Annotated in this window: 17 protein-coding genes and 1 pseudogene; 11 read left to right on the forward strand and 7 right to left on the reverse strand. The window is 69.7% G+C overall.

All coding sequences use genetic code 11. The features are described 5' to 3' along the window. The 4 genes and pseudogenes from ACFYPC_RS33145 to ACFYPC_RS33160 all read right to left on the reverse strand — a co-directional run. Positions 1–126 (reverse strand): annotated as a pseudogene (locus ACFYPC_RS33145) (sulfate adenylyltransferase small subunit); the annotation flags it as partial. Continuing rightward, a complete protein-coding gene (gene cysC / locus ACFYPC_RS33150; RefSeq protein ID WP_391890411.1) occupies positions 123–674 on the reverse strand; it encodes an adenylyl-sulfate kinase in 552 nt (183 codons plus the stop codon). The pseudogene ACFYPC_RS33145 and the gene cysC, both read right to left, overlap by 4 nt. A gap of 139 nt (positions 675–813) precedes the next feature. After that, positions 814–1,638, reverse strand: a complete 825-nt coding sequence (locus tag ACFYPC_RS33155; RefSeq protein ID WP_391890414.1) for a PaaX family transcriptional regulator C-terminal domain-containing protein — start codon at positions 1,636–1,638, stop codon at positions 814–816. Between the two features lie 130 nt (positions 1,639–1,768). After that, entirely contained in the window at positions 1,769–1,963 is a 195-nt protein-coding gene (locus ACFYPC_RS33160) for a DUF5999 family protein (RefSeq protein ID WP_391890417.1), read from the reverse strand. Positions 1,964–2,252: 289 nt separating this feature from the next. Here ACFYPC_RS33160 and ACFYPC_RS33165 point away from each other — a divergent pair, with 289 nt between their 5' ends. After that, a complete protein-coding gene (locus ACFYPC_RS33165) occupies positions 2,253–2,684 on the forward strand; it encodes a DUF6299 family protein (RefSeq protein ID WP_391890420.1) in 432 nt (143 codons plus the stop codon). Between the two features lie 152 nt (positions 2,685–2,836). On the opposite strand, the gene ACFYPC_RS33170 is transcribed toward ACFYPC_RS33165, so the two are convergent. After that, the gene (locus ACFYPC_RS33170; RefSeq protein ID WP_391890423.1) at positions 2,837–4,663 is read right to left on the reverse strand and encodes a right-handed parallel beta-helix repeat-containing protein; all 1,827 of its coding nucleotides are present in this window, start codon (positions 4,661–4,663) and stop codon (positions 2,837–2,839) included. A gap of 744 nt (positions 4,664–5,407) precedes the next feature. Here ACFYPC_RS33170 and ACFYPC_RS33175 point away from each other — a divergent pair. From ACFYPC_RS33175 to ACFYPC_RS33220, 10 genes are all read left to right on the forward strand, one after another. After that, entirely contained in the window at positions 5,408–6,067 is a 660-nt protein-coding gene (locus ACFYPC_RS33175; RefSeq protein WP_391890426.1) for a ThuA domain-containing protein, read from the forward strand. Beyond that, complete coding sequence (locus ACFYPC_RS33180) at positions 6,052–7,155, forward strand: Gfo/Idh/MocA family protein (protein WP_391890429.1); 1,104 nt, start codon at positions 6,052–6,054, stop codon at positions 7,153–7,155. Before ACFYPC_RS33175 ends, ACFYPC_RS33180 begins: the two co-directional genes overlap by 16 nt. A gap of 64 nt (positions 7,156–7,219) precedes the next feature. After that, a complete protein-coding gene (locus ACFYPC_RS33185; protein WP_391890432.1) occupies positions 7,220–10,273 on the forward strand; it encodes an alpha-mannosidase in 3,054 nt (1,017 codons plus the stop codon). A gap of 136 nt (positions 10,274–10,409) precedes the next feature. Continuing rightward, positions 10,410–11,456: a hydroxyacid dehydrogenase gene (locus tag ACFYPC_RS33190; protein ID WP_391890435.1), complete on the forward strand. Its 1,047-nt coding sequence runs from the start codon at positions 10,410–10,412 to the stop codon at positions 11,454–11,456. 308 nt (positions 11,457–11,764) lie between these two features. After that, positions 11,765–12,742: an ABC transporter permease gene (locus ACFYPC_RS33195; protein ID WP_391890438.1), complete on the forward strand. Its 978-nt coding sequence runs from the start codon at positions 11,765–11,767 to the stop codon at positions 12,740–12,742. After that, positions 12,739–13,680, forward strand: a complete 942-nt coding sequence (locus tag ACFYPC_RS33200; protein WP_391890441.1) for a carbohydrate ABC transporter permease — start codon at positions 12,739–12,741, stop codon at positions 13,678–13,680. Before ACFYPC_RS33195 ends, ACFYPC_RS33200 begins: the two co-directional genes overlap by 4 nt. Positions 13,681–13,688: 8 nt before the next feature. After that, entirely contained in the window at positions 13,689–15,356 is a 1,668-nt protein-coding gene (locus ACFYPC_RS33205; RefSeq protein WP_391890444.1) for an ABC transporter substrate-binding protein, read from the forward strand. Continuing rightward, the gene (locus ACFYPC_RS33210; protein ID WP_391890447.1) at positions 15,353–17,506 is read left to right on the forward strand and encodes a DUF2264 domain-containing protein; all 2,154 of its coding nucleotides are present in this window, start codon (positions 15,353–15,355) and stop codon (positions 17,504–17,506) included. Before ACFYPC_RS33205 ends, ACFYPC_RS33210 begins: the two co-directional genes overlap by 4 nt. Next, positions 17,499–20,597 (forward strand): alpha-mannosidase, encoded by a 3,099-nt coding sequence (locus tag ACFYPC_RS33215; RefSeq protein ID WP_391890450.1) that lies wholly within the window; start codon positions 17,499–17,501, stop codon positions 20,595–20,597. Before ACFYPC_RS33210 ends, ACFYPC_RS33215 begins: the two co-directional genes overlap by 8 nt. Before the next feature lie 157 nt (positions 20,598–20,754). Then, positions 20,755–21,933: an ROK family transcriptional regulator gene (locus ACFYPC_RS33220; RefSeq protein WP_391890713.1), complete on the forward strand. Its 1,179-nt coding sequence runs from the start codon at positions 20,755–20,757 to the stop codon at positions 21,931–21,933. Between the two features lie 67 nt (positions 21,934–22,000). On the opposite strand, the gene ACFYPC_RS33225 is transcribed toward ACFYPC_RS33220, so the two are convergent. Together ACFYPC_RS33225 and ACFYPC_RS33230 are read right to left on the reverse strand one after the other, a co-directional pair. Continuing rightward, entirely contained in the window at positions 22,001–23,530 is a 1,530-nt protein-coding gene (locus tag ACFYPC_RS33225; RefSeq protein ID WP_391890453.1) for a helix-turn-helix domain-containing protein, read from the reverse strand. Between the two features lie 166 nt (positions 23,531–23,696). Then, positions 23,697–23,894 (reverse strand): DUF4236 domain-containing protein, encoded by a 198-nt coding sequence (locus ACFYPC_RS33230; RefSeq protein WP_391890456.1) that lies wholly within the window; start codon positions 23,892–23,894, stop codon positions 23,697–23,699. Positions 23,895–24,078: the final 184 nt, after the last annotated feature.

Here is a 24,078-nt window from a genome sequence, read left to right on the forward strand (position 1 = left end):
GCCGGAGAAGAGGATCACCGGTCGTTCGAACTCGCCCGCCACCTCGCGGAAGATGTGCACCGCCTCCGACTCCAACGCATCCAGGTGGGACAGCGTGAAGGCCCGCTCGGTCGTCACCCAGGTCATAGGAGCCCCCTCGTCGCGAGTGCCGCGTACACGGAGGCCGCGGACTCCTCCGGGGTCTGCAAGTGCGTCTCCAGCGTGAGAGTCGGATCGCCCGGCGGCTCATAGGGATCGTCGACGCCGGTCAGCCCGCGGATCCGGCCCGCGGCCTGCTGGGCGTACAGCCCCTTCACATCCCGCTCGCCGCACACCTCGACCGGCGCGGCGACATGGACCTCGACGTACGGCGTCCCGCTCGCCTCGTGCCGCTTGCGGACGGCCTCGCGGCTGTCGGCGTAGGGCGCGATGACGGGGACCAGGGCGAGGACACCGTTGCGCGCGAGTACCTCGGCGACCAGGCCGATCCGCTGCACGTTCGTGTTGCGGTCCTCCCGAGAGAAGCCGAGGCCCGCGGAGAGGAAACGGCGGACCTCGTCGCCGTCGAGAACCTCGACACGGTGCCCCTCGGCTCTGAGGCGGCTGCCCAGAAGGCCGGCGATGGTCGTCTTGCCGGCGCTCGGCAGACCCGTGAGCCAGACGGTGGCTCCCTGAGCCCGTGCCGTGGTCGTCATACGTGCAGCCCTCTTCCTGTCCTGGCGTCGTGCGGCTCACGACGCTAGGTAAGAAACCTGAGAAGGGGGACGGAAGAGGCTGAGGGTTCCCTTAGCGATCCATCCTGCAACTGAGGTCACAGGCCACGGTGTCGCACAACTAATCCCGCTCGGGTACGTCGGCGAAGGCCGCCCCCGCGTTCCGCAGCCGATCGTGCAGTGCCCGGAAGACGGCGGTGGAGCGGGCGCCCGGCCAGTCCTGGGGGAGCAGCGCGGCGGGCAGTCCTGGGTCGACGTAGGGGAGGTGCCGCCAGGAGTCCAGGGCGAGCAGATAGTCGTGGTACGCCTCCTGAGGAGGGGTGTCCGCGCGCCGTTCCCACTCGTGCAGCACGTGCGCGTGCTCGTCGAGGAACTCCTCGTGCTGCTTGGCGATCGAGGCCAGATCCCACCAGCGGGCCACCGCCTCCGCCGTCGGGGCGAAGCCCAGATGTTCCCCGCGGAACAGCTCTACGTACGGGTCGAGCCGCAGCCGCTCCAGCGTGTGCCGCGCCTCTTCGTGGAGTCGTGCCGGGGCGAGCCACACGCCTGGGGCGGCCGTTCCGAAACCCAGACCGGCGAGCCGAGAGCGCAGCACGTGCCGCTTCTGCCGCTCGGACTCGGGTACGGAGAAAATGGCGAGCACCCAGCCGTCGTCCGTGGGGGGAACCGCCGTGTACACCCGCCGGTCGCCGTCGTCGAGCAGTTGCCGCGCGTCCTGCGACAGCGCGTACCCGGCCGCGCCCGCCGGCGTACGTACCGGTTCCAGCAGGCCGCGACGCTTGAGCCGGGACACCGACGACCGTACGGAGGATGCGTCGACGCCCACCGCCGCAAGGAGTCTGATCAGCTCGGACACCGGCACAGGGCCGGGCATGAAACGGCCGTACGCGCCGTAGAACGTGACGATGAGGGACCGGGGGGCGTGTTGCTCTGACACGTTGATCACTCTAGTCCGCGAAGATCACTTAGGATCGCCGCCCGCGGACCTGGCCCGGCACGACGGACTCGCGATGGCTTCCCGCGTCCAGCGTCCAGCGTCCCGCGTCCCGTCCGTACCCGGTCGGCCGCGGCCGGAGTCAGGCGGCGACGGCCAACTGCTCGACGAACGCCCGGCGCGGAGCGATCACGCTGCCGTCGGGGTGCAGTTCGCCGCTGTCGTCGAAGACGATCGCTCCGTCGCACAGGAGGTTCCAACCCTGCTCGGGGTGGGCCGCCACGATGTGCGGGGCGTTGCCGTCAAGGGACGGGGACGAAGACTGGTGGGAACACATGGCGCACCTCCACGTCGTATGCGATGAGTGCCGACGGCGTCGTCGCCGTCCTCGCATACATAGACCATGCTCGCGCGGCGAACTCATCGGAACAGCCCGCCGTGAAGCGTGACAACACGCGGACAACACTTGGACGTCCCCATGACGGACGGCGCCGACATGACGCACGGCGCCGACTCGCCACCAAAGGGGTGATGATCACCGCCCTCGGGGTGCCGGACGCCGCCCTCGGGGCCCCGGACCGGTACCTGTGGAGCCCTTGCAGGCTCCCGTTCCAGGAGGTACTCCCATGTCCGTGCGTCAGGCCCTCGGCGCGGCTGCTGCCGCCGCGCTGCTCCTGTCCGTCGCCCCATCCGCCGCCGCCCTGTCAGATCCCTACGACCAGGTGACCGTCGACCCGACCGGTCACGTCGCGGCCGACGGAACCGTCAGCCTCTCGGGCACCTACCGCTGTCTGAGCAGCACCGGCCCCGTGTTCGTGTCCTCCTCGGTCTCGCAGGGCGACCCCCGGGTACGCCACGGCATCGGCGGTACCTCGGCGGTCTGCGACGGCGCGGTGCACCCCTGGACCAACTCGGAGAAGCGCACACCGGGCACCCTCACCCCCGGTGCCGCCCATGTCGAGGCCACCCTGATGGAACTGCGCCCCGGTGTGGGCGGCCTGCCGCTGCCGGCCTTCCACGCGAGGCAGCAGCAGGACATCTCCCTCACCGAGAGCTGACCCGGTCCGGATGCCGCAGCCGGGGAGCGGTGCGGCGAGGCCGTCCTTGCCGTGCCGCTCCCCGGCTGCCGGCTTCCAGGAGGGACACCTCGGCACCCCCCACTGAGCCCGTGGCCCGGTGGAGGGTGCCGCCCTGGATGTCAGGTGTGCGCTCAGCCGGTGATCTTGAACGTGGACGCCGAGTCGTTCTGGGTCGCGACCTGACCCGAGAACAGATTCGTCACCGTGTTACCCGTGAAGGTTCCGGTGCCGGTGACTCCGGCGGGGATCCAGATGCCCTGCTTCGCCGGACGGTTGATCGTGTTGTTGGTCAGCGTCAGGTTGACGCGTGTCTTGTCGACGTAGATGCCCGCGCGCAGGGATCCGTTCATGATGTTGTCGGTCATGGTCACGGTCGAGTAAGCGGTCGGGAACAGCGAGGTGCTGGAGGGAGAGCTGATCCGCACTCCGTGCCGCGTGCCGTTCCAGCCACCGCCGCCGTTCAGGACGTTTCCGGAGATCGTGACGGACGTCAACGGGTTCCCGGTGTCGCCGAACACTCCGAGGTCCATGGCACTGTTCGATGACACGCTGTTGACCAGATTGTTCTTCACCTCGATGTTCTGGCCGCCGGCGATCCGGATCCCGTTGGCCCACCAGGGTGCGATCGCGGTGTTGTTGAGGATCTTCGTGCCGGACACCTGGGGGTTCGTGCCGTCGGGGCCGGCGTCGGAGTAATTGGCGAAGGAGTCGTCACCGGTGTTGCGGGCGAAGTTGTTCTGCACCGTGATGTTCTTGCCGGCTTTGTCGCCGGTCGCCGAGGCGCCGTTGTTGACGTTGAAGCCGTCACCGTAGGTGTCCGCTGTCCGGCTGTTCTGGATGACGCCGTTGGTGCCCGACAGCCAGTTGGCGTCGATGTGGCGCGTCCAGATCCGGTCGATCAGCCAGCCGCCGGCACCACTGGCGTTGATTCCGTAGTCCGAGCCACCGTTGCCACCGACACCCCGCCAGGTGGCGTTGGCATCGATCTGAAGGTCCGTCACCGTGGTGCCGGAGCCCACCAGGATCTGCGAACGCCACCCGGCGGGGGTCGGAAGCGGAACCTTCCGGTAGATGGTGGTGTACCACATGCCGGCGCCCTGTACCTTCACGCCTGTGAAGTTCAACGCTGTGGCCGTAAGGCTGTTCGTCAGGTATTTACCCGACGGGATCCACACCGACTTTCCCTGCGTTTTGGCGGCATTCACCGTGTTCTGGATCGCGACCGTCGAATCCTTCACGAAGCTGGGATCCGCGCCGTAAGTGACGACCGAGAGCGAGTTGGCCGGCTGGGCCGCCGCAGCCCCGACGTTTTCGAGATCGACGGAATCGATGTCGTAAACGGCAGCCGTATTGGCGGCGTCCTTCTGGAGTTTGATCGTGCTGCCGGCGGCGATGGGAGTACCCGTGACCCAGACGGGGAATTCGTTGTAGAAGCGGTAGGGCGACCCGCCGGCTTTGGGATCGTCCGGGTTGGTGGTCGCGTCGCGGTAGTTCCACGCCTGCTTGGAACTCAGCGAGATCGCCTGGCGGTACACGCCGTTCACGTACAGGTTCAGCGACGCGGTGATGCCGCCGCCCGCGGCCGCGTCCGGAATCGAGGCACGGACCACCAGGGTGTTGGCGCTCTTGCCCGTGTTGTTCGTTATCGTCACCGAAGCGCCGGTGGCCTTCAGTTCGACCAGCGAGTAGCCCGAGGCCTCCGTCTCCAAAGAGGCCGCGGTCGGTGCCGCTGCTCCCGGAGTGAGGGCGCGGAGGGTGGCGCCACCGGCACGCGTCCCGGTTTCGGCTTCGACCGTGACGAAGGGTGTGGTGGCACCAGCCGCGGCAACCGCCTCGGCATCAATGCCCGAAGTCGTTTCCGCGTGACCTTCGGTGCCTGGGTAAACGAACAGAGCGCCGGCGACAAGTGCGGCGACGCCGGGAAGCCATACGGAGACTCGTCGGACTTTTCTGTGCATGTTTCACCTCTGTGTGGGGTTGGCGACAGGGCGGATCAACGCGCCGCGAGCAAGAGCAGCTCTTCTGTCGGAGGTCTGACGTGTTGTCAGTGAAGGTGTCGAAGCCGTCATGTCGCGCAAGTACTTCAATGTGCGGGCATGTTGGGGTATGCCGAGCATCATGTACGGGGGGTGGGGGGGGAATTGCAGGTGCGACTGACGGTCCGGCTGCGCCGTCATGTAAATCTATCAAGTTTCGTTAGTCAATGCGTCTGACGGTTCGAATGCAAGCGCAGCGGGCGGACCTTGTGTTTCTCGTTGAATGAGGTGGTTCGATGTCGGATGTCTGTTTCGGGGGTCCGGCTGGCGCGGGGCTGTGGGGCAGGTACGTGAGGTGGCGGCCGGTGGTGAAGTTCCGGCAGGGCCGGTCGGGCTTCCGGGGGTGCCCCGGTCGGCCGGATACCGCAACTCGTCGCGGATGGCTGGTCCACACCTCGTCGTCGCGGTGATCGCCACCTGTCGGACCCGTGGTGAATCGGGGTTCAGGCCGCCTCGTCCCCGAATTCATCCAGCATATTGACAAACTTCGGGACTGGTTCCTAAGTTCGCATGGGCACTTGTGTGACAGCGCCCGAGCTGCGGTAATCCCAGGATCGGTCGACCGGTCGGCCGAAGCCACACGCACCGGTACCACGCCGAACTACCCACAACCACCCCGAACCGTCGCGCCCTGCCGCGCGGCGACGATGGGAGCGTGCAACCACTTTGACCACTGACACCCGGCGGGCGCTCGTCGTCCGCGGAGGCTGGGACGGGCATCAGCCCGTGGCGATCAGCGACGGATTCGTCCCGTTCCTCAAGGAGCAGGGATTCACCGTCGAGACCTCGGAAGACCTCGCGGTCTACGAGGACGCGGAGCGCCTGGCCGCCACCGACCTGATCGTGCAGTGCTGGACGATGGGGACGATCACCCGGGAGCAGAGCGCCAATCTCGCCGCCGCCGTGCGCGCGGGTACCGGATTCGCGGGCTGGCACGGCGGCATCGTCGACTCCTTCCGCGCCGACGTCGGCTACCAGCTCCTGACCGGCGGGCAGTTCCTGATGCATCCGCCCGGCTTCCACGACCACACCGTGCATGTGCTGCCCGAGCGCGCCGACCATCCCGTCGTCGCGGGCCTCGACGACTTCGCCGTTCACACCGAGCAGTACTGGGTGCTCACCGACCCGCACATCGAGGTGCTCGCCACCACCACCTTCCCGCCCGACGAACTGCGCGACCGGCCCGCGGTGATGCCCGCCGTATGGACCAGGACCTGGGGTGCGGGGCGGGTCTTCGTCTCGACGATCGGGCACAAGACCGACGACTTCGACGTGCCGGAGGTCCGCACGTTGACCGAAAGGGGACTGCTGTGGGCGAGTCGCTGAAGCCTTTGAACATCGGCATCGTGGGCGCGGGGAAGATCAGCGGCGCCTACCTCTCGACGCTGGCGCGGCTGAGTTCCGTACGGCTGACCTCCGTCACCGACCTCGACCCGAGCCGCGCGCGGTCGGTCGCGGAGCAGGCCCAGGCCGAGGGAGAGGTGGCTGTGGAGCCGTCCGTCGCCGCCCTGGTGGCCCGGGACGACGTGGACGCCGTACTCAATCTGACGATTCCCGCCGCGCACGCGGAGATCGCCCTCGTGGCGCTCGGCGCGGGCAAGCACGTGTACGGCGAGAAGCCTCTCGCGGCCAACCGCAAGGAGGCCGAGGCCGTGCTGGCGGCGGCGCGTGAGGCGGGACTGAGGGTCGGCTGCGCGCCCGACACCGTCCTGGGCACCGGAACCCAGACCGCGCGCAAGGCGGTCGACGACGGTCTGATCGGCCGGCCCGTCGCGGCCACCGCCTTCATGACCAGCGCGGGCCACGAGAAGTGGCACCCGGACCCGGAGTTCTACTACCAGCCCGGCGGCGGCCCGCTGCTCGACATGGGGCCCTACTACCTTTCGGCCCTGGTCCATCTGCTGGGTCCGGTGGTCCGGGTGACCGGAGCGTCCTCCCGACCGCGTGCGCAGCGGACGATCGGCAGTGGCCCCCGGGCGGGGCACAACTTCCCGGTGGAGGTGGACACCCACATCACCGGCGTCCTGGAGCACGCCGGCGGAGCCCTGTCCACCCTGGTCATGAGCTTCGACATCCGCGCCGCGCGGCTGCCGCGCATCGAGGTGCACGGCACCTCTGCCTCGCTGTCCGTGCCCGACCCGAACAACTTCGACGGTCCCGTCGAGATCCACCGAGGTGACGGCTGGGAAACCCTGCCGGTGTCGGCCGGCCATCCGGACGCGGGGCGGGGCACCGGCCTCGCCGATCTCGCGGATGCGCTGATCGCCGGGCGTCCGCACCGCGCATCGGCCGAACTCGCCGCGCATGTCCTGGACATCATGCTCACCCTCATGGACGCGGCGGACGAGGGCCGCGCTCTCCCGGTGACCACCACCTGCGAGCGTCCCGCCCCGGTGGCCGGAGCCGACCGCTGACCGCCACCGTCCGAGACCCTGGCTCCCCGCCCGCGCCCGCCCGCAGCAAACAGGAGAAAGCCGCATGCACGACGACCGGACCCTGGTCGAGGCACGCCTGGAGCGCGTCCTCAGGGAACGCATCCGCCCCGCCGTCCACCCCGAGTCGACGCCGCTCGACGTGGAGATCTGGTCCACCCCGGGCGAACCCGTCCCCGTGACCGAGGGGTTGGCGGCGCCGACCCGGCCCATCGCCCCGGGCACCGCGTGGGGCACGCCGTGGGGGACCAGCTGGTTCACGGTCACGGGCACGGTTCCCGCAGAGTGGTCGGGCCGTACCGTCGAGGCCGTACTCGACCTCGGTTTCACCCCGCGCACCCCGGGCTTCCAGTGCGAGGGACTCGTCTACGGATCCGACGGCACGCCCGTCAAGGGGCTCCACCCGCGCAACTCGTACGTCCGTGTCGGGTCACCCGTGGCCGGTGGAGAGCCGGTGCGCTGGCACATCGAGGCCGCCTCCAACCCCGACCTCGACGCGGGTGGGGTGCCGTTCCGGCCGACCCCGATGGGCGACAGGGCGACCGCGGGCGACGCGCTCCAATACGTGCTGGGACACATGCGGCTGGCCGTCTTCGACGAGACGGTGTGGAACCTGGTCATGGACCTGGAGGTGCTCGGCGAGCTGATGCCCGAACTGCCCCTCGACGGCGGGCGCCGCTGGGAGATCCTGCGCGCGGTCGGCCGGGCGCTGGACGCCGTGGACCTCCAGGACGTCAACGGCACGGCACAGGCCGCCCGCGACGAACTGGCCGGCGTGCTCGCCACGCCCGCCGCCCCAACGGCCCACCGCATCAGCGCCGTCGGGCACGCGCACATCGACTCGGCGTGGCTGTGGCCGCTGCGCGAGACGGTCCGCAAGGTCGCCCGCACAGCGTCGAACATGACGGCCCTGCTGGAGGACGAGCCCGACTTCGTCTTCGCCATGTCGCAGGCCCAGCAGTACGCCTGGCTCAAGGAGCACCGGCCCGAGGTGTGGGCGAAGGTCAAGAAGGCCGTCGCCGACGGGCGGTTCGTGCCCGCGGGCGGCATGTGGGTCGAGTCCGACACCAACATGCCGGGGTCCGAGGCGATGGCCCGTCAGTTCGTGCACGGCAAGCGGTTCTTCCTCGAAGAGTTCGGCATCGAGAACGACGAGGCCTGGCTGCCCGACACCTTCGGCTTCGCCGCGGGCCTGCCGCAGATCATCAGGGCGGCCGGCTCCAAGCGACTGCTCACCCAGAAGATCTCCTGGAGTCGGACCAACAGGTTCCCGCACCACACGTTCAACTGGGAGGGCATCGACGGCACCCGCATCTTCACCCACTTCCCACCCGTCGACTCGTACAACTGCGAAATGACAGGCCGTCAACTCGCGCACGCAGCACGTAACTTCAAGGAGAAGGGCGTCGCCACCCGCTCCCTCGCGCCGACCGGCTTCGGTGACGGCGGGGGCGGTACCACGCGCGAGATGGTCGCCAAGGCGGCCCGGATGCACAGCCTGGAGGGCGCGCCGGCCGTCGAGTGGGAGGCCCCGGCCGACTTCTTCGCCAAGGCCGAGGCGGAATACCCCGACCCGCCCGTGTGGGTCGGCGAGCTCTACCTCGAACTGCACCGCGCCACGCTCACCAGCCAGGCGGGCACCAAACGGGGCAACCGGCGCAGCGAGTCCCTGCTGACGGAGGCCGAGCTGTGGGCCACCACGGCAGCGGTGCGCACGGGCAGCCCCTACCCCTACGAGGAACTCGACCGGATCTGGAAGACGGTGCTGCTGCACCAGTTCCACGACATCCTGCCCGGCTCCTCCATCGCCTGGGTGCACCGCGAGGCGCGCGAGACCTACGCACGGCTGGCCGGGGAACTCGAAGGCATCATCGCGGGTGCGCAGCGTGCCCTGGCGGGGGAGGGGACGCGGGATCTGGTGTTCAACTCGGCCCCGCACGCCCGCCGAGGCATCCCGGCCGGCGGCGCCTCGGCGCAGGCCGCTGCGGCCGCTGCGGGCGGTGCGGACGGTGCGGGCGGTGCCGTGGTCCCCGTGCCGCGCGAAGGAGGCGGGTACGTCCTGGACAACGGGCTGCTGAGGGCCGAGATCGACGGACGGGGGCTGGTGGTCTCCGCGTACGACATCGCCGCGGAGCGGGAGGCGATCGCGCCGGGGCAGGCGGCCAACCTGCTCCAGCTGCACCCCGACTTCCCCAACCAGTGGGACGCCTGGGACGTGGACGCCTTCTACCGGAATGTCGGAAGCGATCTCACCGACGTGGCCGAGCTGAGCGTCGAAGGCGCCGCGGTGCGCGTCGAGCGGGCCTTCGGCGACTCCCGGGTCAGCCAGCTCCTGTCGCTGCCGGCCGACGCCAAGCGGCTCGACATCGACACCGAGGTGGACTGGCACGAGAGGGAACGCTTCCTGAAGCTCGCCTTCCCGCTGGACGTGAAGGCCGACCGGTACGCAGCCGAGACGCAGTTCGGGCATGTGTACCGGCCGACCCACCAGAACACGAGCTGGGAGTGGGCCAAGTTCGAGGCGTGCAACCACCGCTTCCTGTACGTCGACGAGCCGGGCTGGGGCGTCGCGATCGTCAACGACGCCACCTACGGTCACGACGTGACCCGCTCGGTACGGACCGGGGCCGACGCCGGCACGACGACGACCGTACGGGCCTCGCTGCTGCGTGCCCCGCGCTACCCGGATCCGGAGACCGACCAGGGCGTCCACCGGTTCCGGCACGCGCTGGTGCCGGGGGCGACGATCGGCGACGCGGTGCGCGAGGGCCACCGGGCCAACCTGCCCGAGCGACGGGTCAGCGGGACCGTCGGCGAGGTGGCACCGCTGGTGACCGTGGACAACGACGCCGTGGTGGTGAGCGCGGTCAAGCTGGCCGACGATCGCGGCGGCGACCTGGTGGTGCGTGTCTACGAGGCACACGGAGGACGCGCCCGTGCCACGGTCCGCGCCGACGGTTTCGCCGCCGGACATGCCGTGCTGACGGATCTGCTGGAGCGCCCGCTCGCGGACGCCGAGCGGCCCAGGGAGGTGGAAGGTGGTGTCGTACTGGCCCTGCGACCCTTCCAGATGGTGACTCTGCGCCTGCCGCGAGCCTGACGACACGATTCGATGCGACTCGGCACAAGGGGGTGGGCGGCGCCCTGGTCACCATGTGCGGTGTCCTCGGCCAGCCCGGGACCGGCTGCAGCCGGTCCCGGGCCCATCCGAACGGACCGAAGGAGGACAACACCGCATGACAGACCGCCCCGAGCGTCCTGAACACCGAGACCGTCTCAACCGTGGTCCCGGCCGGCTCAAGGCCGTGTGCGTCATGGACCCGGCTGTAGCCGATCAGGTGCTCCCCGAGGAACTGCGCCGGCGGCTCTCCGCGCTGGTGGAGCTCGCCCCCGACCAGATGACTCCGCCTCCGCCCGGCAAGTTCCCCACCGCGTTCGCCGAGGCGGAGATCCTGATCAGCGGCTGGGGCTGTCCCCGCCTCACGGCCGACGTCCTGGCGTGCGCGCCCCGGCTGCGTGCCGTGCTGCACGCCGCCGGCAGCGTCAAGTCGTTGGTGAGTGAGGCGGTGTGGGAACGCGGCATCGTCGTGTCGTCGGCGGCCGATGCCAACGCCGGCCCCGTCGTCTCCTACACGCTGGCCCTCATCACGCTCGCCGCGCGGCGCACGCTGTCCTTGGCGGCCGGCTACGAGGCCGGCTGGCCGGCGTTCGGCAGCCGTTCGGGCGCCGACGGCAGCACCGTGGGCATCGTCGGCGCCTCGCGCATCGGTCGCGGCGTGCTGGCCGGACTGCGCCGGTCCGACGCCGGCCACCGGCTGCTGCTGAGCGACCCGTACGTGACGGACGAGGAGGCACGTCTCCTGGGCGCGGAGCGGGTGGAACTCGCCGAACTGTGCCGCCGATCGGCGGTGGTGAGTGTCCATGCGCCGCTCCTGCCGGAGACGACCGGCCTGCTGGACGCCCGGATGCTGGGGCTCATCCCTGACGGTGGCGTGCTGATCAACACCGCGCGGGGCGCCATCGTCGACACGGAGGCGCTGACCCGCGCATGCGCGTCCGGCCGTCTTGAGGCCTATCTCGACGTGACCGACCCCGAACCCCTGCCGTCCGGCCACCCACTCCTGTCCATGCCCAACGTGCTGGTCACGCCGCACATCGCCGGTGCGCAGGGGCGCGAGGTGCGAAGGCTCGGACAGTACGCGGTCGCCGAGGCCGAGCGATGGGTGGCGGGCGAGCCGCTGCTCGGCGAGGTCACCCGTCAGGCGCTCGCACACCTGGCCTGACCGGGGCACAACCGGGTCATACACGACCGGTCGAGCGCGGAGTACCGCCTCCGGACCGGCCCACCGGGCACCGCCCCGACCGAAGTCCCCTTCGGCCGGGGCGGTGCCCGTGCCTCGTACGGCATCAGCCCAATTCGGGCAAGCGCTTACCGGTGGCCGAGGCGGATCCGGGTCGCACAGGAAAAACGTCGCGTGATTTTGCCTGTCGGAAGCATTGACGTTAGCCAATCGATTGGATTTACATACTTCTGCCGGTTCCTGGGGGGTGGCCGGACAACGCCCGACCAATGGTGAAAGGGCTTTGCTTCATGACAACGCTTGAACAATCGGCCGCCCGTCCGGCCGAGGAGGGCGGGCCGCCGACCACGGGCCGTCTGCGGCCATCGCGTCCGCGCCGCCGCCGGGACATGGCTCTCTTCTGGTTCCTGATACCGGGTCTCGTGGTGCTGCTGCTCTTCCAGTACATCCCCTTGCTCGGCAACGTCATCGCGTTCCAGGACTACCAGCCGTACATCGGCATCATGCACAGCCCGTGGAGCGGGCTGAAGAACTTCGACGTCCTGTTCAACGGCGACGAGCAGTTCCTGCACGCGCTGGTCAACACCCTCGAACTCACCCTGATCCAGGTTGTGTTCGTCTTCCCCGCACCGATCCTCCTCGCACTCGCCCTCAACAGCCTGGTCAGCGAACGCGTCAAGAAGTGGGTGCAGAACGTCCTGTACCTGCCGCACTTCCTGTCCTGGGTGGTCGTCGTCTCCCTGTTCCAGCAGCTACTGGGCGGCACCGGGATGGTCAACCTGTTCCTGCAGGCCCACGAGATGGGCACCTGGAACATCATCGGCAACCCCGAGCTGTTCAAGGCGCTGCTCACCTCCCAGGTCATCTGGAAGGACACCGGCTGGGGCACGATCCTCTTTCTCGCGGCCCTCTCCCGCGTCGACAGCAACCTCTACGAGGCCGCCGCCATGGACGGTGCGAGCCGCCTGCGGCAGACCTGGCACGTGACCCTGCCGGCGCTGCGCGGGCTGGTGATCCTGCTGCTGATCCTCCGGCTCGGTGACGCGCTGTCCGTCGGCTTCGAGCAGATCCTGCTCCAGCAGACCGGCGTCGGCCTGGACAACAGCGAGGTGCTGGACACCTACGTCTACAACCACGGCGTGATCGCCGGGGACTGGGGCGTCAGCGCCGCCGTCGGTCTCGTCAAGGGCGTGGTCGGTGTGGTGCTCGTGCTGGGCGCAAACAAGATCGCCCATCTCTTCGGGGAAGAAGGTGTCTACCGGTCATGACCACCCTGTCGCCGACCCGTCCAGGGCGCCGCGGACCGCGCCGCGGCTACAGCGCCATCCCCGGGGAGACCCCGGGTTCGCTGCCCTGGCGCTCCGTCAAGTCGCTGATCCTGCTGATCTGCGTGATCCTCGTCCTGCTGCCGTTCGTGGCGATCGTCTCGACCTCGCTCGCCGACTCCGCCGAGGTCACCAAGGCGGGCGGCTACGTCCTGTGGCCCGACCACCCCACCGTCACCGCGTACCAGGCACTGCTCAACGGCGGAATCGTCTCCAAGGCCATGCTCGTCAGCGTCGGGATCACCGTCGTCGGCACCGCCCTCAGCCTGGTCTCCTCCATCATGCTGGCCTACGGCCTGAGCAGGCCCGGGTCCTTCGGGCACAAGCCCGTGCTGCTCCTGCTGCTGATGTCCATGCTGTTCGTGCCGGGTGTCATCCCCAGCTACCTGATGGTCAAGCAGCTTGGCCTGATCAACAGTTACTGGTCGTTGATCCTGCCCACCATGATCAACGCGTTCAACGTGATCGTGCTCCGGTCCTTCTTCATGAGCGTGCCCCAGGAACTCATCGACGCGGCCCGCATCGACGGCGCGTCCGAGGTGAACATCCTCACGAAGGTCGTGCTCCCGCTCTCCAAGGCCTCGGTCGCCGTCATCGGCCTGTTCTACGCGGTGACGTACTGGAACGCGTTCTTCAACGCCCTGCTGTACATCAACGACGCGTCGAAGTGGCCCATGCAGCTGGTGCTGCGGACGTACGTCATCAACAACGCGCAGCTCAGCGGCGGTCAGGTGGATGTCGCGGCCGGGGCGCCGCTGCCGCCGGCCCAGTCGCTGCAGGCGGCGATCCTGGTTCTGTCGATCGTGCCCATCGTGGTCATCTACCCCTTCCTGCAGCGGCACATGAACAAGGGCGTAATGATCGGGGCGGTGAAGGGATGAACGGTCCGATGAAGGCACTGCAGCCACTGCAGTCCAAGCAGCCCCAGCCGCGCCCAGCACTGAGCCGTCGTGGCTTTCTCGCCTCCGCCGTCGGCGTCACGGCGGGCCTGACCCTGGCCGGCTGCGGGGACTACCGCCTCGCCACCACGGGGGACGCCAACGCCCAGGCCCAGTTGCCCACGTACATCCCCTACAGAAGCGTGACGACATCGATGCCGGCCACCGCGGACGGTGTCGCGCCCGGTTATCTGAACTACCCGGCCGACCCCGTCAAGGCCTTCCCGGGCGGCCCGCCCGCCAAGGGGCCCGGCATCGACATCATGACGCTGATCTTCAATCCGGTGCCGCCGCCGGAGGGACGCAACGTCCTGTGGCAGAACCTGAACGACAGCGTGGGCTGCGACCTGAACTTCGCGATCACGCCGGTCGGCGACTACCCGGCCAAGTTCGCCGTGACGATCGCGGGCGGCGATCTGCCCGACGCGATGCTGATGCTCAGGCCGGACCAGAACTCGACGGCCACGCCGGACATGCTGGACACCCTCTTCGAGGACCTCACCCCGCATCTGTCCGGCGACAACATCCGGGACTACCCGTTCCTGGCCAACATCCCGACCGCCTCCTGGGCGCCCTGCGTGCGCAACGGCGGTATCTACGCGCTGCCCATGCCCCGCCCGCTCTCCGGCGGCCCCATGTACACCCGGCTCGATCTGTTCAACAAGCGGGGACTCGACCCGAATCCGCAGAGCTGGGACGAGTTCGTCCGGCTGTGCAAGGACGTCACCGATCCCAAGGCCAACCAGTACGCACTGGGCGACAGCGTCACCGCGTGGGAATTCGTCATGAAGATGCTGAAGGCCCCCAACAACTGGCGTGAGGAAAACGGGAAGTTCACCTGGTACTACGAGACGGAGGAGGCCAAGCAGTCCCTGGACGCGGTCAACCAGCTCACCAAGGCCGGCGTCATGCACCCGGACACGTACAGCGTGCTCGGCAAGGTGAAGGACTGGTTCGGCAGCGGGCAGACCGTCATGAACCCCGATTCCCCCGCCGCGTGGAACGACTACTACACCAACTACGCCCCGGCCACGGAGGGCTTCGACCTCGGATACATGATGGCGCCGGGCTTCGACGGCGGCGAGGGCGGTCAGTGGCAGGGCTCGGCCAACTACGCCACGCTGATCATCAAGAAGGCGTCCAAGTCCCGTATCCAGCAGATCCTGCGCGCGATGAACGCGCTCGCGGCCCCCTTCGGGACCGACGCCTACCTGCTGCGCAAGTACGGTGTCCGGGGCCCGGACCACACCCTGGAGGGCACCGACCCGGTCCTCACCCCGCAGGGCCAGGCCGAGGCCACGTTGCCGACCATCTTCGCGACGGATGCGCCGTTCACGCTGTACTACTCGGCCAAGCCGGACATCGTGCCGACCCAGTACGCCTTCCAGAAGGAAGCCGTCAAGGTGCTGATCCCCAACCCCGCCGAGCCGCTGTACTCGCCGACCGACTCCAAGAAGTCCAAGCTGTTCGGCCCCCTCCTGGACGACACCCGCAAGGGCATCATGCAGGGGCGCCTCCCGCTCAGCGACTGGGACGACGCGATGAAGCGCTGGCGCCAGGAGGGCGGCGACCAGATCCGCCGCGAGTTCGAACAGGCATGGGAGACCAGGAACTCATGACCCGCACCCCCGCCGAGGACCGCGCCCACTGGGAGCGGACCGCGGACCAACTGCTGCTCGCCGTACGGCCGTACGCGACAGCCGAGCACGCCCTGATCCAGCTGCCCGGTGTGCCGAGCCACAGCGGCGTGCACAGCGACGGACTCGAAGGCTTCGCCCGTACGTTCCTGCTGGCCGGCTTCCGGCTGGCAGGGGCGGGCGGAGCCGACCCGCACGACCTGGCCGGGTGGTACGCGTCCGGCCTGGCCGCCGGCACCGACCCGAAGAACCCGGAACGCTGGCCCACCTTCACGGAGCGCAACCAGGCCAAGGTCGAGGCCGCGTCCATCGCCCTCGCGCTGCACGAGACACGGCCGTGGATCTGGGACCGCCTCGACGACCAGGTCAAGCAGCGGGTCCTCGACTGGCTCGCCCCGATGGTCGGCGATCCCATGCCCGGCAACAACTGGATCTGGTTCCAGGGCGTCACCGAGGCGTTCGCCCGTACCGTCGGAGGGGAGTGGCGGCAACAGGACCTCGACCGTGTCATCGCGCTGACCGACGGCTGGTACGCGGGCGACGGCTGGTACTCCGACGGCCTCACCGGTGGCGAGCGGCGCAACTTCGACCACTACAACGGCTGGGCCATGCACCTCTACCCGTTGTGGTTCTGCCGCATCCTCGGCGACGCCGCACCCAGTGGCCTTCTCGACCGCTACCGGGCGCGGCTCCACCGCTTCCTGGAGGACCAGCGGCTGCTGGTCGGTGCGAACGGCTCGCCGCTCGTCCAGGGCCGCTCGCTCACCTACCGGCACGCCGCGCTCGCCCCGCTGTGGACCGGCGCCCTGTTCGACGCCACGCCGCTCGCGCCGGGGGAGACCAGGGCGATCGCGAGCCGGATGCTCGACCACTTCACGGACCACGGGGCGACCGACGAAGCGGGCCTGCTCACGCTGGGCTGGCACCGGCCCTACCGCGGCATCCTCCAGGTGTACTCCGGGCCCGCCTCGCCGTACTGGGCGAGCAAGGGCTTCATCGGTCTCGCACTGCCGCCCGGCCATCCGGTGTGGACCGAGGAGGCGATCCCCCTCGCCGTCGAACAGGCCGATTTCACCAGGGCGTTGGCCGCGCCCGGCTGGCTCGTCTCCGGCACTTCGGCCGACGGCGTCGTCCGCGTCGTCAACCATGGCGGGGACCATGCCGACCCGGCACGCCCGCACGCGGACGATCCCTGCTACGCGCGCTTCGCCTACTCGACGCATACGGCGCCCGAGACCCCGGGCGATCCCACCGCGGGCAACGGCGCCTGCGCGGGCGCCGATCCGCTCGACAACGCGGTCGTCCTGCTGGACAGGGCGGGACGCGCCTCCCACCGGCGTCCGGCGACCAGAGTCTCGCTGGACGGTGCCACGGCCGTCTCGCGCTCCCGCGCGCACTGGCTCCGGGACGCGACCTGGGATCCGTTCGGCGGCCCTGACACCGGCTGCACGCTCGGCCCTTGGATCACCGTCGGTTCCGCACTGCGCGGCTCGGTCGAGGTGCGGGCCGTACGGGTCGACCCTGCCGCTGGTGACGACCCGGCCGAACACGTCCTGCGCGTCGGCGGCTGGGCGCTGGCAGTCGATCCGCGGCCCGCGTCCGGCGCAACGGACAGCGCCACCGCTCGTGAGTCCGTGCTCGGTACGACGGACGGGGCCACCGCGGGCGAACCAGCGGCCGGCGTGACAGGTACCGGCGTGGCAGGTACCGGCGCCCCTGAGGCCGCGGTCGGAGTGACTGGCGGTGCCACCCCGCCTGAGACCGCGGCCGGTGTGACAGGCGGCGGCGTTCGCGCTCGTGTCGAGGGCGCCGACGGGCTGGTGTCCGTCGTCGTCGGCGCGCACCGGCTGCCCGGCGGGTTGGTGCTGGCCGGCACCGACAGCAACGCCCTCGGTGCCGCATCCGCCACCCCCGTCGTGGAGACGGAGGGCCCTGTCGCCCACGGCACCGCCCACGTCGCCCTCATCCACCTCGGGGGCACCGACCCCACCGGCCTGCCCCAGGTCCACACCGGCGCAGAGGGCACCACCCTGCTCGCGGAGGTGACCTGGCCGGACGGCACACGGGACACCATCCGACTTCCGGCTCCCGATCCCGCGCACGACCCCTGGAAGGACCAGCACGGTGCATGACGACCGCCGGATCATCGAGGCCCGGATCCGCAAGCTGCTGGACCGGGTGATCCGCCCCGCCCTCTACAGCGCGGTACGCCCCCTCGACCTGAGCGCCTGGTACGTGGACGGCGAACCGGTCCCCGTGGCCGACGCGCTGCACGCCGACTACGAGCCCTTCACGCTCGGCACGACCTGGGGCGGCCCCTGGGCGACGACCTGGATGCGGGCGAGCGCGGAGATCCCGGCGCAGTGGTCGGGTCGCCGCGTCGAGGCCGTCTTCGATCTGGGCTTCGACCTGACCAAGGGGCCGGGCGGACAGGCGGAGGGCCTGGTCCACGACGCCCAGGGCTCGCCGATGCAGGGCCTGCACCCCTACAGCCGCAGCGTGCTGCTGGCCGACTCCGCCACCGGCGGCGACCGGGTCGACCTGCTGGTCGAACTGGCCGCCAACCCACCGATCGTCGCCAGCGCCGGCCTGCACATCCACCACGGTTCGCCGGAGACGGCGGGCACCGCGCACATCTACCGGCTCGAACAGGCCGAGATCGCGGTGCGCGAGGACGACGTATGGCACCTCATCCACGACATCGAGGTGCTCGACGAGCTGATGCACGAGCTTCCGGTGGGCTCCTCCCGGCGCCACGAGATCCTGCATGCCCTGCGCCGGGCCGCCGCCGCGGTCGACCCGACCGACGTGGCGAACACCGCGGCGGCGGCCCGGGACCTGTTGGCCGATGCGCTGTCCCGGCCCGCGCACGCCTCCGCGCACACGGTCGCCGCGGTCGGCCACGCCCATATCGACTCGGCCTGGCTGTGGCCGGTCCGGGAGACCGTACGCAAGTGCGCGCGCACCTTCACCAACATGACCACGCTGGCGCAGGAGTACCCCGAGCTGGTCTTCGCCTGCTCCTCCGCCCAGCAGTACGCGTGGATGAAGGAGCAGCGGCCCGAGATCTTCGCCCGTATGAAGAAGGCGGCGGCCGACGGCAACTGGGTGCCCGTCGGCGGGATGTGGGTCGAGGCCGACGGCAATCTCCCTGGCGGCGAGGCGCTGGCACGTCAACTCGTGTACGGGCGGCGCTTTTTCGCGGAGGAGTTCGGCGTCGAGCAGAAGGGCGTGTGGCTGCCCGACTCGTTCGGATACACCGCCGCCTACCCGCAGCTCGCCAGGCTGGCCGGCGCCGAGTGGTTCCTCACCCAGAAACTCTCGTGGAACGAGACGAACCGGCTGCCGCACCACACCTTCGACTGGGAGGGCATCGACGGAACCCGCGTCTTCACCCACTTTCCGCCCGTCGACAGCTACGTCGCATCCCTCACGGCACGTGAACTCGCCCACGCGGAGAGCAACTTCGCGGACAAAGGGGTGGCCACCCGTTCGCTGGCCCCGTTCGGCCACGGTGACGGCGGTGGTGGTCCCACCCGCTCGATGCTGGAGAAGGCGCGCCGTCTGCGCGACCTCGAAGGCTCACCCAAGGTCGTGGTCGAGTCGCCCGACGAGTTCTTCGCGGCGGCCCGTGCCGAGCGTGACCGACTCCCCGTATGGCGCGGTGAGTTGTACCTGGAGAACCATCGCGGCACCTACACCAGCCAGGCCCGCACCAAGCGTGGCAACCGGCGCGCTGAGGCACTGCTGCGCGAGGCCGAACTCTGGGCGGCCACCGCCGCCGTCCGGGCCGGCGCACCGTACCCGTACGAGCAGCTGGAATCCCTGTGGCGGCGCGTGCTGCTCAACCAGTTCCACGACATCCTGCCGGGCTCGTCCATCGCCTGGGTGCACCGGCAGGCCGAGCGCGAGTACGCGGAGATCCACGCCGAACTGGAGACGGTGATCGCCGACGCGATGGGCCGGCTCCCCGGAGGCCCTGCGCTCCTCAACGCCGGGCCGCTGGCGCGCCGCGAGGTGGTGGCCGTACCCGAATCCGCCGGTGGGCAGCGCCTGTCGGACGGCCGTACCGCCGTCCTCGCCGAGGTCGGCCCCCTCGCCTCGGGCGGCACCGTGGAGGCGCCCCGGGAGGCTGTCACCGCCGAGGCGAAGGACGGTGGATTCGTCCTCGACAACGGGGTGTTGACCGTCGTCGTGGACCGCCGCGGCCTGCTCACCTCGGTGTACGACCACACCGCTCAGCGGGAGTCCATCGCTCCCGGCACCGTCGGCAACCTCCTCCAACTCCACCCCGACGACCCCAATCTGTGGTCGGCGTGGAACATCGACACGTACTACCGCGACACCGTCACCGACCTGGACGAGGCCGAGTCGGTGACCCTCGTGGACGAAGGACCGCTGCTGGCGACGGTACGGGTCGAGCGCGCCCATGGATCCTCCCGGTTCGTCCAGTACGTCGAACTCGCCGCCGAGAGCAGGCAGGTGACCGTCCGCAACGACATCGACTGGCAGGAACGCGACACCGTGCTGAAGGCGGCCTGGCCGCTCGACGTGCACGCGGAACGCGAGAGCGCCGAGATCCAGTTCGGCCATGTGCAGCGGCCCACCCACGAGAACACCAGCTGGGACGCGGCACGCTTCGAACTGTGGGCGCACCGCTGGGTGCACGTGGGCGAGCGGCACTGGGGTGCGGCCCTGGTCACCGACTCCACCTACGGTCACGACGTACGCCGCGACACCCGGGAGGAGGGCGGCACCACCACGACGGTGCGGCTCTCGCTGCTCCGGGCGCCGCACAGCCCCGACCCGGAGGCCGACCGCGGCAGCCACAGCTTCAGCTACGCGCTGCTCGCCGGTGCCGGGATCGAGGAGGCCATCGCCGGGGGCTACGCGCTCAACCTGCCCCTGCGGCCCGCCCCGGCCGACGCTCCAGCCCTGGTCGTCCTCGACAGCACCGATGTGCTGGTCGAGTCGGTCAAGCTCGCGGACGACCGTAGCGGCGATGTCGTGGTGCGCCTGTACGAGGCGTGCGGGGGAGCGGCCTCGGCGCGTCTGTCGGCGGGGTTCGCGCTTGCCGCCGTATTCGACTGCGATCTGCTGGAGCAGCCGGAACGGGAGCTGGCTCTCGTGCCCGGCGAGGCGGCCACCGGCCTCAGGTTCAGGCCCTTCCAGATCCGCACGCTGCGCCTGCGCCCGGCCGACGGGAGGCACGGAAGCGCCTGATCCACAGCGCGGATGTCCTGGGCAGGTCCGCCCAGGGCATACCGGTTTGTCATAGCATTCAGCCAATGGAATGCGTCGGAGAGGCGGAAGCGGGGTGCCGCCGCCCGAGGCAGGGAGAAATACGTTGACGAGCACGACGGCGGGTACCGCAAAGTCCATGATCCGGCGCGGCACGAACCTGCCGCGCGTCGGTGACTTCAACGAGTCGGTGGTCCTGGACGCCATTCGCCGGCACTCCGCGGGGCTGAGCCGGGTGGAACTCGCCCAGGCCACCGGGCTGTCCGCGCAGACCGTCTCGAACATCACCCGGCGGCTGCTCGACCAGGGCGTGGCGCGGGAGTCGGGGAAGCAGAGCATGGGCAGCGGCAAGCCCCGCACCCTCCTCGAAATCGTCCCGGCATCCCGCTTCGCGGTGGGTGTGCACCTCGACCCGGCGGTCATCACCTGCGTCCTGGTGGATCTGCTCGGCAATGTCGTGGCACAGCGCAGCGAAGGAACACCGAGTGGCGGCGACACCGACGGGACCGTGGCGGGGATGGCCGCCTCGGTGTCCGCGATCGTGGCCGAGTCGGGTGCCGACCGTGAGCGGATACTGGGCCTCGGCATCGCCGCACCGGGGCCCATCGACGCGACCGCCGGCTGGGTCGTGGACCCTCCCGAGCTGCGCGGCTGGGGCCGTTACCCCTTGCGCGACAAGCTCAGCGAGGCGACCGGATTCCCGGCGCTCCTCGACAAGGACGTCACGGCCGCCGTTGTCGCCGAGCGCTGGAACGGAGCGGCCAACGACAGCCGCAACCTGCTCTTCTTCTACCTCGGCACCGGATCCGGGATGGGCCTCGTGGTGGAGGACACCGTGCTGCGCGGCGTCTCCGGGAACGCGGGTGAGGTCGGCGGCCTCGGCGCAGCCTGTTCGACGCGGACGCTCGTCGAGGAGGCCATCGCGCTGGGCGTACTCGGTGCCGAGTACACGGTGACGAATCCGGCCGACGCCCAGCGGGGACTGGAGCAGCTGGCGACGCTCGCCGCAGCCGGGGAAACACTGGCGGACGGCATCATCGAGCGCCTGGCGATCCGTATCGGCCGGGGCGTCTGCGCGGCGGCGACGCTCCTGGACGTCGACACCGTCGTCTTCGGCGGACCGACCTGGCAGTTGCTCGCCGACCGGCTCCTGGCCACCATCGCGCCCATGGTCGCGCGGTCCCCCTTCGTGCAGGCGACCCATCCGACGACGGTCGTCTCGACCACGCTCGGCGAGAACGTCGCCGCCGTGGGAGCGGCTTCCCTGGTCCTGGACCGGGCTCTCTCCGCCCAGCCCAGATCACTGCTGCTGAGCTGAAGCCCTGGCGCCGCACCCCTTCCCGACAGGGGGTGCGGCGGACAGACAGCTCAGGCGACCAGGCAGCTCAGATGTCCCGGAACGTCTCGATCTGCGCGCCGATCGAGTTGAGCCGCTCGGCCAGGTCCTCGTAGCCGCGGTTGATGACGTACACGTTCCGCAGGACGGAGGTGCCGTCGGCCGCCATCATGGCCAGCAGGACGACCACGGCGGGGCGCAGCGCGGGCGGGCACATCATCTCGGCGGCGCGCCAGCGGGTCGGGCCCTCGACCAGGACCCGGTGCGGGTCGAGGAGTTGGAGCCGGCCACCGAGGCGGTTGAGGTCCGTCAGGTAGATCGCACGGTTGTCGTAGACCCAGTCGTGGATCAGCGTCTTGCCCTGCGCGGAGGCAGCGATGGCCGCGAAGAACGGGACGTTGTCGATGTTCAGGCCGGGGAACGGCATCGGGTGGATCTTGTCGATCGGCGCCTCCAGCTTGGAGGGCCGCACCGTCAGGTCGACCAGCCGCGTACGGCCGTTGTCGGCGAAGTACTCCGCCGAGCGGTCATGGTCCAGGCCCATCTCCTCCAGGACCGCGAGCTCGATCTCCAGGAACTCGATCGGCACCCGGCACACCGTCAGCTCGGACTCGGTGACCACCGCGGCGGCCAGCAGGCTCATCGCCTCGACCGGGTCCTCGGACGGCGAGTAGTCCACGTCGACATCGATGTTCGGCACGCCGTGCACGGTGAGCGTCGTGGTGCCGATGCCCTCGACCCGTACGCCCAGGGCCTCCAGGAAGAAGCACAGGTCCTGGACCATGTAGTTGGAGGAGGCGTTGCGGATGACGGTCACGCCGTCGTGGCGGGCGGCGGCGAGCAGCGCGTTCTCGGTCACCGTGTCGCCGCGCTCGGTCAGCACGATCGGGCGGCCGGGGGAGACCGAGCGGTCCACCCGCGCGTGGTAGATCCCCTCGGTGGCGGCGATGTCGAGTCCGAAGCGGCGCAGCGCGATCATGTGCGGCTCGATCGTCCGCGTCCCCAGGTCGCAACCGCCCGCGTACGGCAGCTTGAAGTGGTCCATCCGGTGCAGCAGCGGACCGAGGAACATGATGATGGACCGCGTCCGGACGGCGGCCGCGGCGTCGATCGCCTCCATGTCCAGCTCGCTCGGCGGGACGATCTCCAGATCGACCCCGTCGTTGATCCAGCGGGTGCGGACGCCGATCGAGCCGAGTACCTCCAGAAGGCGGTACACCTCTTCGATGCGGGCGACCCGGCGCAGCACCGTGCGGCCCTTGTTGAGCAGCGTCGCGCACAGCAGTGCCACGCACGCGTTCTTACTGGTCTTGACGTCGATCGAACCGGACAGACGACGTCCGCCGACCACGCGCAGATGCATCGGACCCGCATAGCCCAGAGAGACGATCTCACTGTCCAGGGCTTCACCGATTCGGGCGATCATCTCAAGGCTGATGTTTTGGTTGCCGCGTTCGATGCGATTGACGGCACTCTGGCTGGTGCCGAGCGCCTCCGCAAGTTGCGACTGTGTCCAGCCCCGGTGCTGCCGGGCGTCACGGATGAGCTTGCCGATGCGTACGAGGTAGTCGTCTGCCATGGCGCGACCGTATATCTCTTGTGAGATAAAAAGAAACGGAGCGCGCCCATCCGAGTGTCGGCCCATCACGGGCCGAGGATGCGGGAGTTCGGCCCCCCGCCCACCGGCGTGCGCGCTCCGCAGCCTCGGCGCCGGCCCTGCTGCCCGCTGGCCCGCGGCCCAGCTGTCAGTGATCCCGCTTGCTCCTGGTGCGCCGCCAGCCGAAGGGGCCCGGCAGGTTCTGCGAGGTGGTCCGGCGCCCGGTGGTGCTGCGGGTGTGCCGGGGCCCGCGGCCTTCGCCGGTGGTGATGGACATCGACTTGCGGTTGATGTTCAGCCGCACTCCGGGAAAGATTCGGAAACTCTTGCGGAACGTAAGCGGCATGGGTGCCCCCTCTTTGTGGCGGTTACGCCGGGTGGTTCCCGGTTGACACCGGGTACCCCGAAAGAGGCCGGGCATGACCAGCGCACGCCCATGTACTAGAGTTATCTCGACATCGAGATATCTGCCGAGGCGCACCGAAAGCCGCCACTCCAGTAAGGCATGCCTAACTTAGCCTTACCTTAGC

The sequence above is a fragment of the Streptomyces sp. NPDC005808 genome, assembly GCF_042871385.1.
Lineage (GTDB): Bacteria > Actinomycetota > Actinomycetes > Streptomycetales > Streptomycetaceae > Streptomyces.